The organism is Burkholderia sp. MSMB1459WGS (assembly GCF_001534535.1).
Lineage (GTDB): Bacteria > Pseudomonadota > Gammaproteobacteria > Burkholderiales > Burkholderiaceae > Burkholderia.
Window position 1 is genome coordinate 84,279 of the sequence record NZ_LPMU01000079.1, and the last position, 13,890, is coordinate 98,168.

Annotated in this window: 14 protein-coding genes; 10 read left to right on the forward strand and 4 right to left on the reverse strand. The window is 68.4% G+C overall.

What is annotated here, in order from left to right:
• Positions 1–29: 29 nt before the first annotated feature.
• A complete protein-coding gene (locus WT97_RS30080; RefSeq protein ID WP_027783574.1) occupies positions 30–644 on the reverse strand; it encodes a glutathione S-transferase family protein in 615 nt (204 codons plus the stop codon).
• A 184-nt stretch (positions 645–828) separates the two neighbouring features.
• Between WT97_RS30080 and WT97_RS30085 the strand changes: the two genes are divergently transcribed.
• The 10 genes from WT97_RS30085 (at position 829) to WT97_RS30130 (ending at position 11,415) form a co-directional block, all read left to right on the forward strand.
• On the forward strand, positions 829–2,226 hold the full coding sequence (locus WT97_RS30085) for an aminopeptidase P N-terminal domain-containing protein (protein ID WP_059791826.1): 1,398 nt from the start codon (positions 829–831) through the stop codon (positions 2,224–2,226).
• A 74-nt stretch (positions 2,227–2,300) separates the two neighbouring features.
• Positions 2,301–3,488, forward strand: a complete 1,188-nt coding sequence (locus WT97_RS30090) for a UbiH/UbiF/VisC/COQ6 family ubiquinone biosynthesis hydroxylase (RefSeq protein WP_060354950.1) — start codon at positions 2,301–2,303, stop codon at positions 3,486–3,488.
• 128 nt (positions 3,489–3,616) lie between these two features.
• Entirely contained in the window at positions 3,617–4,684 is a 1,068-nt protein-coding gene (gene dusB / locus WT97_RS30095) for a tRNA dihydrouridine synthase DusB (RefSeq protein WP_060354951.1), read from the forward strand.
• The gene (locus tag WT97_RS30100) at positions 4,681–4,914 is read left to right on the forward strand and encodes a Fis family transcriptional regulator (RefSeq protein ID WP_060354952.1); all 234 of its coding nucleotides are present in this window, start codon (positions 4,681–4,683) and stop codon (positions 4,912–4,914) included. The genes dusB and WT97_RS30100 overlap by 4 nt, the downstream gene beginning before the upstream one ends.
• A gap of 44 nt (positions 4,915–4,958) precedes the next feature.
• Entirely contained in the window at positions 4,959–6,524 is a 1,566-nt protein-coding gene (gene purH, locus WT97_RS30105; RefSeq protein ID WP_059500999.1) for a bifunctional phosphoribosylaminoimidazolecarboxamide formyltransferase/IMP cyclohydrolase, read from the forward strand.
• 154 nt (positions 6,525–6,678) lie between these two features.
• Positions 6,679–7,221: a crossover junction endodeoxyribonuclease RuvC gene (gene ruvC / locus WT97_RS30110; RefSeq protein WP_006476894.1), complete on the forward strand. Its 543-nt coding sequence runs from the start codon at positions 6,679–6,681 to the stop codon at positions 7,219–7,221.
• A gap of 176 nt (positions 7,222–7,397) precedes the next feature.
• Positions 7,398–7,979 (forward strand): Holliday junction branch migration protein RuvA, encoded by a 582-nt coding sequence (gene ruvA / locus WT97_RS30115; protein ID WP_021162490.1) that lies wholly within the window; start codon positions 7,398–7,400, stop codon positions 7,977–7,979.
• Between the two features lie 108 nt (positions 7,980–8,087).
• Positions 8,088–9,161 carry a Holliday junction branch migration DNA helicase RuvB gene (gene ruvB / locus WT97_RS30120; protein ID WP_059500998.1) on the forward strand — a complete coding sequence of 358 codons (1,074 nt, stop codon included), beginning with the start codon at positions 8,088–8,090 and terminating at the stop codon, positions 9,159–9,161.
• Between the two features lie 23 nt (positions 9,162–9,184).
• Complete coding sequence (locus WT97_RS30125; protein WP_060035400.1) at positions 9,185–10,138, forward strand: oxygenase MpaB family protein; 954 nt, start codon at positions 9,185–9,187, stop codon at positions 10,136–10,138.
• Positions 10,139–10,290: 152 nt separating this feature from the next.
• Entirely contained in the window at positions 10,291–11,415 is a 1,125-nt protein-coding gene (locus WT97_RS30130; protein WP_060035447.1) for a ParB/Srx family N-terminal domain-containing protein, read from the forward strand.
• Between the two features lie 61 nt (positions 11,416–11,476).
• Here WT97_RS30130 and WT97_RS30135 read toward each other — a convergent pair whose 3' ends face one another.
• From WT97_RS30135 to tyrS, 3 genes are read right to left on the reverse strand one after another with little or no spacing between them, the layout of a single operon-like run.
• Positions 11,477–12,139, reverse strand: coding sequence for a histidine phosphatase family protein (locus WT97_RS30135; protein WP_059500996.1), 663 nt, complete (start codon positions 12,137–12,139; stop codon positions 11,477–11,479).
• Between the two features lie 23 nt (positions 12,140–12,162).
• Positions 12,163–12,618: a D-aminoacyl-tRNA deacylase gene (gene dtd / locus WT97_RS30140; RefSeq protein ID WP_060354953.1), complete on the reverse strand. Its 456-nt coding sequence runs from the start codon at positions 12,616–12,618 to the stop codon at positions 12,163–12,165.
• Positions 12,615–13,856: a tyrosine--tRNA ligase gene (gene tyrS / locus WT97_RS30145; RefSeq protein WP_059500994.1), complete on the reverse strand. Its 1,242-nt coding sequence runs from the start codon at positions 13,854–13,856 to the stop codon at positions 12,615–12,617. Before tyrS ends, dtd begins: the two co-directional genes overlap by 4 nt.
• Positions 13,857–13,890 lie beyond the last annotated feature (34 nt).

Below are 13,890 nucleotides of genomic sequence, written 5' to 3' on the forward strand. Positions count from 1 at the left end.
TGCCGAATGCGTGAAGGCCGGGCCGCGGCTCAGTTCTGCGGCAGCGTATCGGCGAACGACTGCCGCTGCTGCAGCTTCACGAAATGCTTGTCGAGGTTCGGGTGGCGATCGCGCCAGTCGAGCTCGGGCATCCGGAAATCGAGATAGCCGAGCGCGCAGCCGAGTGCGATGTCGGCGAGCGTGTAATGATTGCCGACGCACCACGTCTTGCCGCCGAGACCCTGCGACATCGCGACGAGCGCGTCGTCGATCTTGCGTTGCTGGCGCGCGATCCAGCTCGCGCTGCGCTGCCCTTCTTCCCGCAGCGTGTGTTCGAGACGGATCGCGACCGCCGCGTCGAGCACGCCGTCGCCCAGGGCTTCCCAGCAGCGCACTTCGACGCGCTCGCGGCCCGACGGCGGAATCAGCTTGCCGACCGGCGACAGCGTATCGACGTATTCGCAGATCACGCGGGAATCGAACACCGCGGCGCCGTCTTCCATCACGAGGCACGGGACCTTGCCGAGCGGATTCGATGCATGAATATCCGTCTCCGGCGCCCACACGTTCTCGAGCTCCAGCTTGTAGTCGATCTTCTTTTCAGCAAGCACGATCCGCGCCTTTCGGACGTACGGGCTGCTGAGCGAACCGATTAATTTCATCATCTGCCTTTTCAAGGGAACCGCCGAGAGTATACGTTGTCGCCGATCATAACCGGCACGCGCGGCCGGGTAGAAAATCGCCCGTCCGGCCTGTGGATGGTTTGCAACAGCCGCCGCGCGGGCCTTGGCCGGAGCGGCTTGCGGCCCCACTCTCACGCACCGCGTCGCGCGGCGCTACAATCGCACGATGAATGCGCCCCTCGATACCGCCATCGCCGTCGACGTCTACCGCCAGCGCCGCGAACGCGTGCTTGCCGCACTGCGTGCCGCGGGCGGCGGCGTCGCCATCGTCCCCACCGCGCCGGAAATGCTGCGCAACCGCGATACGGCCTACCCGTATCGGTTCGACAGCTATTTCCATTACCTGACGGGCTTCACCGAGCCGGATGCCGTGCTCGTGCTGAACGCGGCCGCGCCGCACGGGGCGCCGGAATCGATCCTGTTCTGCCGCGGCAAGAACGTCGACCGCGAGATCTGGGAAGGCTTTCACTACGGTCCCGACGCCGCACGCGACGCGTTCGGCTTCGATGCGGCATTCGCGGTTGACGTGATCGACACCGAAATGCCGCGCCTGCTCGCCGATGCGGGCACCGTGCACTACCGGTTCGGCGCATCGGCCGACTTCGAGCGCCAGCTCGCAGGCTGGATCGACGCGGTGCGCGCGCAGGCACGCACGGGCGTCGCCGCGCCGGACGCGCTGCTCGACCTCACGCCGCTGCTCGACGACATGCGGCTCGTGAAGGACGAACACGAACTCGCGATCATGATGCGCGCCGCGCACATCTCCGCGCTCGCGCACCGCCGGGCGATGCAGGTGTGCCGCCCCGGCATCCGCGAATACGAGCTCGAGGCCGAGCTGCTGTACCTGTTCCGCAAGCACGGCGCGCAGGCGCCCGCGTACGGTTCGATCGTCGCGGCCGGCGCGAATGCGTGCGTGCTGCACTATCCGGCCGGCAACGCGGCCGCGCGAGACGGCGACCTGATCCTGATCGACGCCGCCTGCGAACTCGACGGCTATGCGTCGGACATCACGCGCACGTTCCCGGCCAACGGCCGCTTCTCGCCCGCGCAGCGCACGCTGTACGACATCGTGCTCGCCGCGCAGCAGGCCGCGATCGACGCGACGCGCGCGGGCGTGCCGTTCGAGGCGCCGCACGACGCGGCCGTGCGCGTGCTCGCGCAGGGGCTGCTCGACACCGGGATCATCCCGAAAACGCGCTTCTCGAACGTCGACGACGTGATCGCCGAGCGCGCGTACACGCGCTTCTACATGCATCGCACCGGCCACTGGCTCGGGATGGACGTGCACGACTGCGGCGACTATCGCGAGCGGCTCGCCGCGCGCGACGCCAACGGCGCGCTGCCGTGGCGCACGCTGAAAGCCGGCATGACGCTCACCGTCGAGCCCGGCCTGTACGTGCGCGCGGCCGACGACGTGCCGCCCGAGTACTGGAACATCGGCATCCGCATCGAGGACGACGCGATCGTGCGCGAGCACGGCTGCGAACTGATCACGCGCGACGTGCCGGTCGCGGCCGACGAGATCGAGGCGCTGATGCGCGAGGGCGCCGCGCACGGCGCGTGAGCGGCCGCGTGCCGCCTGCGACTGCCTGGACCGCTTGAACCGCTTCGACCGCCAACACCGTTTCACGAACCCTGATGACGACCGCTTCCCCCTCCGCCACGCCGGATTACGACCTCGCCATCGTCGGCGCGGGCCCCGTCGGGCTCGCGCTCGCCGGCTGGCTCGCGCGCCGCAGCGCGACGCAGCATGCATCGATCGCGCTGATCGACGCGCGCGACCCGGCCGCGAGCGCGAACGATCCGCGCGCGATCGTCGTGTCGCACGGCAGCCGCGTGCTGCTCGACACGCTCGCGTGGCCCGCCGACGCCACGCCGATCGAACATATCCACGTGTCGCAGCGCGGCCATTTCGGCCGCACGCTGATCGATCGCGACGAGCACGCCCTCGCCGCGCTCGGCTACGTGGTGCGCTACGGCTCGATCGTGCAGGCGCTCGCGAATGCGGTGCGCGGCACGCGCGTCGACTGGCTCACGTCGACCACCGCGCGCGCGCCGCAGCAGGACGCCGACGGCGTCGCGCTGACGCTCGACGGCCCGCAAGGCGAGCGCACGCTGCGCGCGCGTATCGTCGTCAATGCCGAAGGCGGGCTGTTCCACGAACAGCAGGCCGATACGGCCAAGCATCGCCGCGACTACGGACAGACCGCGCTCGTCGGCACGGTCACGGTATCGGCGCCGCGCCCGAACGTCGCGTGGGAACGCTTCACGCACGAGGGCCCGCTCGCGCTGCTGCCGCTCGGCGGGCCGCGTCAGGCCGATTACTCGCTCGTCTGGTGCTGTACGCCCGACGAAGCGGCGCGACGTGCCGCACTGCCCGACGATGCGTTCCTGCGCGAGCTCGGCAGCGTGTTCGGCGAACGCATGGGCGAATTCGTCGCGATCGCCGGGCGCGCGTCCTTCCCGCTCGGCCTGAACGCCGCGCAGACGCTCGTCAGCGGTCGCGTCGCGATCGTCGGCAATGCCGCGCAAACGCTGCACCCGGTTGCAGGCCAGGGGCTCAACCTCGGGCTGCGCGATGCGCACACGCTCGTCGACACGCTGTCCGCACAAGGCTTCGAAGCGACCGCGCTCGCGACCTTCAACGCGCGCCGCGCGCTCGACCGGCGCTTCACGATCGGCGCGACCGACACGCTGGCGCGCCTGTTTACGGTCGACTCGGGCCCGCTTCCGTTGCTGCGCGGCGCCGCGCTCACCGCGCTCGAGTTCGTGCCGCCGCTCAAGAAGGCGATCGCGCGCCAGATGATGTTCGGCCAGCGTAGCTGACGCGCGGCACACCGCACAGCGCCTCCAGCAAACCGGGTCAAATCGGCGGGGCATGGGAATACGGTAAAATGCCCGCTTTCCGTCTTCCCTTCCCCCTGCCCGCGCTTGCCGCGGGCGGCGCCATTGCGATGCCCGTTATCGGCTCTCACGTATTGCGTAACAACCTGTTCGTCGCCCCGATGGCCGGGGTGACGGATCGTCCGTTCCGCCAGCTGTGCAAACGGCTGGGGGCCGGTTATGCCGTGTCCGAGATGGTCGCGTCCAACGCGCAGCTGTGGAAAAGCGCGAAGACGATGCGGCGCGCGAACCACGAAGGCGAAGTCGAACCGATCGCGGTGCAGATCGCCGGCGCCGATCCGGCGATGATGGCCGAAGCGGCCCACTACAACGTCGACAACGGCGCGCAGATCATCGACATCAACATGGGCTGCCCGGCGAAGAAGGTCTGCAACGTCGCGGCCGGCTCCGCGCTGCTGCAGAACGAGCCGCTCGTGCAGCGGATCGTCGAGGCCGTCGTCGCGGCGGTCGGCACGGGGCCCGATGCGGTGCCCGTCACGCTGAAGATCCGCACCGGCTGGGACCGCGAGCACAAGAACGCGATCACGGTCGCGCGCCTGGCCGAAGCGGCCGGCATCTCGATGCTCACCGTGCATGGCCGCACGCGCGCCGATCTGTATCGCGGCGACGCCGAGTACGACACCATCGCGGCCGTGAAGGCGGCCGTGCGGATTCCGGTCGTCGCGAACGGCGACATCACGTCGCCGGCGAAAGCGAAGGCCGTGCTCGACGCAACCGGCGCCGACGCGCTGATGATCGGTCGCGCCGCGCAAGGCCGGCCGTGGCTGTTCCGCGAAATCGATCATTTCCTGCAAACCGGCGAGCTGCTGCCCCCGCCGCGGATCGACGAGATCCAGCATGTGATGAACGAACACCTGGAAGACCACTACGCTTTCTATGGCGAATTCACCGGCGTCCGTACTGCGCGCAAGCACATCGGCTGGTACACTCGCGGCCTTTCCGGTGCCAACGGGTTCCGGCACCGAATGAACACGCTCGATTCCACCCGCGAGCAGCTCGCCGCCGTCAATGCATTCTTCGAGGCGCAAAAGGCGCTGTCGGACCACCTCGTCTACGTCGACGACGAAGCGGAAAACAGCCAGGGCGAGTCGGACGACCATAACCAGTTAGCAGCATGAGCAAGCACAACATCGAACAATGTGTCCGCGAGAGCCTGGACGTGTATTTCCGGGATCTAGACGGCTCCAATCCGCACGACATCTATGAAATGGTGATGTCCTGCGTCGAAAAGCCGATGCTCGAGGTCGTGCTCGTACAGGCCGGCGGCAACCAGTCGCTCGCCGCGGAGTACCTCGGCATCAATCGCAATACGCTGCGCAAGAAGCTGCAGCAGCACGGCCTGCTGTAGGCGGCCGTCCCGTCCCCGTTTCCCTGGCTATTGGTGGTTCCATCATGATCAAGCAAGCGCTCATTTCCGTTTCCGACAAGACCGGCATCGTCGACTTCGCGAAGTCGCTGTCCGACCTCGGCGTCAAGCTGCTGTCGACGGGCGGCACCGCGAAACTCCTCGCCGACGCCGGCCTGCCCGTGACCGAAGTGGCCGATTACACGGGCTTCCCGGAAATGCTCGATGGGCGCGTGAAGACGCTGCACCCGAAGGTGCACGGCGGCATCCTCGCCCGCCGCGACCTGCCCGAGCACATGCAGGCGCTCGAACAGCACGGCATCCCGACGATCGACCTGCTCGTCGTGAACCTGTATCCGTTCGTCGCGACGATCGCGAAGGACGACTGCACGCTCGCCGACGCGATCGAGAACATCGACATCGGCGGCCCGACGATGCTGCGCTCGGCCGCGAAGAACCACCGCGACGTGACGGTCGTCGTCGACCCGGCCGACTACGCGGTCGTCCTCGACGAAATGAAGGCGAACGGCAACACGATCGGCTACCCGACCAACTTCCGTCTCGCGACGAAGGTGTTCGCGCACACCGCGCAATACGACGGCGCGATCACGAACTACCTGACGAGCCTGACCGACGAGCTGCAGCACGCCTCGCGCAGCGCATACCCGGCCACGCTGAACATGGCGTTCGACAAGGTGCAGGACCTGCGCTACGGCGAGAACCCGCACCAGAGTGCGGCGTTCTACCGCGACCTCGCGGCGCCGGCCGGCGCGCTGGCGAACTACCGCCAGCTGCAGGGCAAGGAACTGTCGTACAACAACATCGCGGATTCGGACGCGGCGTGGGAATGCGTGAAGACGTTCGACGCGCCGGCCTGCGTGATCATCAAGCATGCGAACCCGTGCGGCGTCGCGGTCGGCAACGATTCGGCCGACGCGTACGCGAAGGCATTCCAGACCGACCCGACGTCGGCATTCGGCGGCATCATCGCGTTCAACCGCGAAGTCGACGAGGCGGCCGCGCAGGCGGTGGCCAAGCAGTTCGTCGAAGTGCTGATCGCGCCGTCGTTCAGCGACGCCGCGAAGCAGGTGTTCGCCGCGAAGCAGAACGTGCGCCTGCTGGAGATCGCGCTTGGCGACGGCCACAACGCATTCGACCTGAAGCGCGTGGGCGGCGGCCTGCTCGTGCAGTCGCTCGACGCGAAGAACGTGCAGCCGAGCGAGCTGCGCGTCGTCACGAAGCGCCAGCCGAGCGCGAAGGAAATGGACGACCTGCTGTTCGCATGGCGCGTCGCGAAGTACGTGAAATCGAACGCGATCGTGTTCTGCGGCAACGGCATGACGCTCGGCGTCGGCGCCGGCCAGATGAGCCGCGTCGATTCCGCGCGCATCGCGAGCATCAAGGCGCAGAACGCGGGCCTGACGCTCGCCGGCTCGGCCGTCGCGTCGGATGCGTTCTTCCCGTTCCGCGACGGCCTCGACGTCGTCGTGGCGGCCGGCGCGACTTGCGTGATCCAGCCGGGCGGCTCGATGCGCGACGACGAAGTGATCGCGGCAGCCGACGAGCACGGCATCGCGATGATCCTGACGGGCGTGCGCCACTTCCGTCACTGATCGCAGCATGCGGCCCGCGCGGCCGCTGCACGAGAACCCGGCGGCATCCCCTCCGCCGGGTTTTTTATTGCGCGGCGCCTTTGCGCCCGCCCGGGCGGCCGGCTTGCCGCACCGTTCGTTGTAGTATCGCTGCATCACGCCATTCTCCTCACTCATGCGAATTCTCGGCATCGACCCCGGCCTGCGCGTCACCGGCTTCGGCGTCATCGACGTCAGCGGCCACCGGCTCGCCTATGTCACGAGCGGCGTGATCCGCACGCCGACGGCCGACCTGGCCACCCGCCTCGGCACGATCTTCCAGGGCGTCTCGACGATCGTGCGCGAACACGCGCCCGACCAGGCCGCGATCGAAAAGGTGTTCGTCAACGTGAACCCGCAGTCGACGCTGCTGCTCGGTCAGGCGCGTGGCGCCGCGATCTGCGGCCTCGTCGCGGGGGGGCTGCCGGTCGCCGAATACACCGCGCTGCAGCTCAAGCAGGCCGTGGTCGGCTACGGCCGCGCGACCAAGACGCAGATGCAGGAAATGGTCACGCGGCTGCTCAACCTGTCCGGCCAGCCGGGCTCCGACGCAGCCGACGCGCTCGGCATGGCGATTTGCCACGCACACGGCGGCAATACGCTCAGCACGCTGGGCGGCCTCGCGCCGGCGCTCGCGCAGAAAGGGCTGCGCGTGCGGCGCGGCAGGCTGGTCGGCTGACGCCGCCCGCGCACCGCGGCCCGGCCACACCGGCTCGACCGCGTTGGCGGCTTGACCGTCCTACCCGCGCCCGACATGCCCGCGACGCGCGCCGCTTCGGGCTGACGGACGCGCCCCATCGGCATTGCGCCGCGCGTGCGCTACACTCGCGCTTTCTTCCTCGCATCCCGTCCTCCATGATCGGTCGCATCGCCGGCATCCTGCTCGAAAAGAACCCGCCTCATCTGCTCGTCGACTGCAACGGTGTCGGCTACGAAATCGACGTGCCGATGAGCACCTTCTACAACCTGCCGCAAACGGGCGAGCGCGTCGTGCTGCTCACGCAGCAGATCGTCCGCGAGGACGCCCACCTGCTGTACGGCTTCCTGACGCCGCAGGAGCGCACGACCTTCCGCGAGCTGCTGAAGATCACCGGCATCGGCGCGCGCATGGCGCTCGCCGTGCTGTCCGGCATGAGCGTGCAGGAACTCGCGCAAGCGGTGACGATGCAGGACGCCGCCCGCCTCACGCGCCTGCCCGGCATCGGCAAGAAGACCGCCGAGCGCCTGCTGCTCGAACTGAAGGGCAAGCTCGGCGCCGACCTCGGCGCGCTCGCCGGGGCCGCGTCGCCGTCCGACCACGCGACCGATATCCTCAACGCGCTGCTGGCGCTCGGCTACTCCGAGAAGGAAGGCCTTGCCGCGATCAAGAACGTGCCGGCCGGCACCGGCGTGTCCGAAGGCATCAAGCTCGCGCTGAAGGCGCTGTCGAAGGCGTAACGCGCGGTCGCTCCGGCCGTCGAAGCCAGTGTCGCGCCGCCGCGCGGCGCTCGCCAGTCGGCCGTTCGGCCAGGTGGTCCGCGCGTCGTCGCGCGGTACAATGGCCGCATGATTGAAACCGACAAACTCGCCACCGAGCAGCGGATCATCGCCGCCACGCCTGCCTCGTCGCACGAGGAGGTGTTCGAACGTGCATTGCGGCCGCGCCAGCTCGACGACTACGTCGGCCAGGAAAAGGTGCGCGGCCAGCTCGAGATCTTCATCGAAGCCGCGAAGCGCCGCTCCGAGCCGCTCGATCACGTGCTGCTGTTCGGGCCGCCGGGGCTCGGCAAGACGACGCTCGCGCACATCATTGCGCGCGAGATGGGCGTGAACCTGCGCCAGACGTCGGGCCCCGTGCTCGAGCGCGCGGGCGATCTCGCCGCGCTGCTGACGAACCTCGAGGCGAACGACGTGCTGTTCATCGACGAGATCCACCGGCTGTCGCCGGTCGTCGAGGAAATCCTGTATCCGGCGCTCGAGGATTACCAGATCGACATCATGATCGGCGAAGGGCCGGCGGCGCGCAGCGTGAAGCTCGACCTGCAGCCGTTCACGCTGGTCGGCGCGACCACCCGCGCGGGGATGCTGACCAACCCGCTGCGCGATCGTTTCGGGATCGTCGCGCGCCTCGAGTTCTACGACGCCGATCAACTGTCTCGCATCGTGCGGCGCTCGGCGTCGCTGCTGAATGCGCAGATCGACCCGAACGGCGCGCTGGAAATCGCGAAGCGTGCGCGCGGCACGCCCCGGATCGCGAACCGTCTGCTGCGCCGCGTGCGCGACTTCGCGGAAGTGAAGGCCGACGGCCAGATCACCGCAGCCGTTGCCGATGCCGCGCTCGCGATGCTCGACGTCGATCCCGTCGGCTTCGACCTGATGGACCGCAAGCTGCTCGAAGCGATCCTGTACAAGTTCGACGGCGGCCCGGTGGGGATCGACAATCTCGCGGCCGCGATCGGCGAGGAGCGCGACACGATCGAGGACGTGCTCGAACCGTACCTGATCCAGCAGGGCTTCCTGCAGCGCACGCCGCGCGGCCGCGTCGCGACGCTGCTCACGTATCGCCACTTCGGGCTGTCGGTACCCGATGCGCGCCGCATCACCGAGCACGACGCGTGGGATACCCCCGACGGGAAGTAATCCGTCGCCGCGCCGCACCCGCCATGACGACGCCGCCCAGCCGCCACCCCACCGCACCCGTGCCGGGCCCACGCTGGGCCGAGCCGATCCGCAAGCGGCTCGTGGCCGGTATCACGCACCTGACGGCCGGCGGCGGCGGCCCGTCGATCGATCTCTCCTCACCGCCCGGAGACCCGGGGCTGTTCGGCCCCGACGCCGTCTGCTGGCGCGTGCATGCCGATTTCACGTCGATGATGACGGGCGGCATCGCCGCACTGCTGCTGCAGGCGCTCCACCCGCTCGCGCTCGCGGGCGTCTGGGATCATTCGTCGTTCCGCACCGACATCTTCGGCCGCTTGCGGCGCACCGCCACGTTCATCACGGGTACGACGTTCGGCAGCCGCGCGGACGCGCTCACGCTGATCGAGCGCGTGAAAACGATCCACACGCGCATATCAGGTACCGCGCCCGACGGCCGGCCGTACCGCGCCGACGACCCAGCGTTGCTCACCTGGGTACATGTCGCGGAAGTGTCGAGCTTCCTCGCCGCGCATCTGCGTTACGTGAATCCCGCGCTGCCGGGCGAACTGCAGGACCGCTATTACGCGGAGACGGCGCTGATCGCCGAGCTGCTCGGCGCCCGCGAGATTCCGCGTTCGCGTGCCGAGGTGGCCGCTTATCTCGCGCGCATGCTGCCCGAACTCGACGCCGGGCCGCGTACCTTCGAGGTCATGTCCATCCTGCTGAACGTGCCGATCGCGAAGCCCACGCTGCGGCCTGCCGCGTCGCTGGTGATGCATGCCGGGATCGACCTGTTGCCGCCGTGGGCGCAGCGCATGCTCGGCGTGTCGACGTTCGCGCCGTTACGGCGTGCGGTGGTTCGACCCGGCATACGCGCCATCGCGCCCGTGCTGCGCTGGGCGCTCGTGAACGGCGCGTCGAAGCGTGCGCGCCGCCGCGCGACGGCCGCTCCATCCGACGGCACTCCGCCTGCCTGACGATCCGCTTCTTCCGATCATTTCAATTTACTGTCAAATAGCCGTGACAAGCTGACGGGCTTGCACCCACGCATGGTCGCACCTCGTGCTCGTCACGCGTGTCCGTGACCCGTGCGGTGTCCCGCCCACCCGACCGACGCCCGATGCCCGCGATGCCACGCCTGCCGATCCGTTTCGCCCTTGCCGCCAGCCTGTCCACCGTCTTCGCCCTCGCCGCGTGCGGAGGCGACGATGTCGCCGCCGTCGCGCGCACGAACGCGCAGCCGCCGTCCAGCGGCACGACGACGCCGGCTCCCACGCCGCCCGCCACCACCACGCCGCAGCCGGGCAAATGGAGGGCTGCCCGCGTCGGCGACCTGATCGACGTCACGCTCGGCGACCTCCATCCGACGCAGGGTGCGATCGGCTACGACCAGATTTACTACAAGCTCGGCCGCTACGAACTGCAGCCCGACAAGAAATTCGACGACTTCTGCGCGGACGAAGGCCTCGGCGGCGTCGCATCGAGCGGCTACACGGCCAAATCGTCGCTGCGCGAGCCGGCGAGCTACACGTGCGCGACGACCGACGCGAACGCCCGCGACCGCTCGGTGCTGAACCCCGTCGTGATCGGCCCCAACGGCGACACGCTGTACCTGACCGACGGCCATCATGGGCTGTCGACCTATTACGAAACGCCCGACGGCGGCCCGGCGCTGCACGTGCACGTCGTCGTCAAGGACAACCTCGCCGATTATTCGGGCGACGCGTTCTGGCAGCAGATGCAGAGCCGCGGCTATCTGCGCCTGAAGAACGGCGAAGGCCAGCCGATCACGACCGCGCAGTTGCCGACCGGCCTCGGCCTGACGCTCGGCATGACGAACGACCGATACCGCTCGCTCGTCTATTTCACGCGCGATATCGGCTACAGCAAACCCGCACAAGCGACCGACTACCTCGAGTTCTACTGGGCCGACTGGTTGCGCGCGCAGCCGGGCACGTTCGCGCTGGCCGGCTACGACCTGACGCGGCCCGGCACGACCGATCCCGATCCGGCGAAGGCCGACACGGGCTACCTGAATGCGGTCTGGAATGCGTCGACGCGAATGGTCGCGGCCACGGACCCCGTGATCGACGGCAAGACGGGCGCCGACCTCGGGCGCGCCGATGCGATCAACGGCGGGAAGAAATACAGCAAGGGGGAATTCGACAAGCTGCGCCAGCCGATCACGGCCGACAAACCCGGCAAGATCGCGTACGCACTCGACTACAAGACGCGCCACGGGCTGCCGCAGTAAGCGTCACGCGCGAAGCAAGGCAACGGAACCCCGGGCCGGCCATGCCGGACGGGGGGCATGCTCAGAGCACCTTGCGGTATCCGTCGTCGTCGCTCGCGGCTTCGAGATGCGACACGTCGGCCCACCGCACGACCTGCGCGCGGCCATCCACGTAATCGACGACGTTGATGCTGGTGTTGAGCAACTGATAGGTACGCGGCGCCGACAACTCGATCCCGTTCGCGAAGCGATACACGCAATCGAGCACGCCGCCGTGCGCGACGCACGCGATCCGGCCGCCCGGATGCGCAGCGACGATCGGTTCGAGCGCATGCAGCACGCGGTGATAGAACTCGCGCTGCGACTCGCCGCCTTCCGGCGCGAAGCCCGGATCGCGTGTCTGCCAGGCCGCATACGCGTCCGGAAACAACGCTTCGATCTCGGTGCTGTCGTGCCCCTGGAATGCGCCGTACGAACGTTCGCGCAATCCTTCGCGCAGCAGCAGCGGCAGCCCGAGCGCATCGGCGAACGGCTGTGCGGTCTGTTGCGCGCGCATCAGGTCGCTCGAATACACCGCGTCGATCCGCGCGCCGTCGCGCGCCTCGCGCCCGAGCCGGGCCGCCAGCCGCTGCGCCTGCGCGAGCCCCGTGTCGGCCAGCGGGATGTCGATATGCCCCTGGATGCGCTTGATGCGGTTCCAGGCCGTCTCGCCATGGCGGATGAAAAGAATCTGCGTGGTGGCCATCGCGGCGCGCCTCCGGGGAAGAATCAGGGCCGCACTTGCAGCCAGAACGTCACGGGGCCGTCGTTGACGAGCGACACCTGCATGTCGGCGCCGAACTCGCCCGTCTCGACGACGGGATGGCGCGCCCGCGCGGCCGCGACGAAATAGTCGAACAGCCGCGCGCCTTCGTCGGGCGGCGCGGCCGGCGTGAAGCTCGGCCGCAGCCCGCTGTTGGTATCGGCCGCGAGCGTGAACTGCGACACGAGCAGCAGGCCGCCTGCACGGCCTTCGCCGTCGATGTTCGACACCAGGTTCATCTTGCCCGCCGCGTCGCTGAACACACGATAGCCGAGCAGCTTCGCGAGCAGCTTGTCGGCCGCGCCCTCGGTATCGCCGCGCTCCGCACAGACGAGCGCGAGCAGGCCCGCGCCGATCTCGCCCGTCGTGCGCTCGCCGACGCGTACGTCGGCGCGCTTCACGCGCTGGATCAGCGCGATCATGCGGTCAGCGTGACGCGCGCGAAGCGGCGCTTGCCGACCTGCACGACGAACTCGCCGGCCTCGACCTTCAGGCCCTTGTCGGACACGGTCGCGCCGTCGATCTTCACGCCGCCCTGCTCGATGTTGCGCAGCGCTTCGCTCGTCGACGGCACGAGGCCGGCCTGCTTCAGCAACTGACCGATCGCCAGCGGCGCGCCGGCCAGCGTGACCGACGGAATGTCGTCCGGCACGCCGCCCTTCGCGCGGTGGTTGAAGTCCTCGAGTGCGCGCTCGGCGTCGGCCTGCGAGTGAAAGCGCGCGACGATTTCCTGCGCGAGCAGCACCTTGAAGTCGCGCGGGTTGCGGCCGCCTTCGGCGTCGCGCTTGAAGCCGGCGATTTCTTCCATGCTGCGGAACGACAGCAGTTCGAAGTAACGCCACATCAGCGTGTCCGAGATGCTCATCAGCTTGCCGAACATGTCGGTCGGCTTCTCGCTGATGCCGACGTAGTTGCCCTTCGACTTCGACATCTTCTCGACGCCGTCGAGGCCTTCGAGCAGCGGCATCGTCAGGATGCACTGCTGTTCCTGGCCGTACTGCTTCTGCAGTTCGCGGCCGACCAGCAGGTTGAATTTCTGGTCGGTGCCGCCGAGTTCGAGATCGGCGTTCAGCGCGACCGAATCGTAGCCCTGCATCAGCGGGTACAGGAATTCGTGGATCGAGATCGGCACGCCGCCCTGGAAGCGCTTCGTGAAATCCTCGCGCTCGAGGATCCGCGCGACCGTGTAGCGCGACGCGAGCTTGATCATCCCGTCCGCGCCGAGCGGCATCGACCATTCGCTGTTGTAGCGGATCTCGGTCTTGTCGCGATCGAGCACGAGCGCAGCCTGCTCGAAGTAGGTCTTCGCGTTCGATTCGATCTGCTCGCGCGTGAGCGGCGGGCGCGTCGCGTTGCGGCCCGACGGATCGCCGATCAGCGACGTGAAATCGCCGATCAGGAAGATCACCGTGTGGCCGAGGTCCTGCAGCTGGCGCATCTTGTTCAGCACGACCGTATGGCCGATGTGGATGTCCGGCGCGGTCGGGTCGAGGCCGAGCTTGATGCGCAGCGGCGTGCCCGTGGCTGCGCTGCGCGCGAGCTTCTGCGCGAACTCTTCCTCGATCAGCAGCTCGTCGACGCCGCGCTTCGTGACGGCGAGCGCATGCCGGACTTCGTCGGTGATCGGGAAAACGGGCTTGGAACTGGGTTCGGTGCTCATCGGTGCCGGGAAGAATGTCGCAAAAACAGGGATT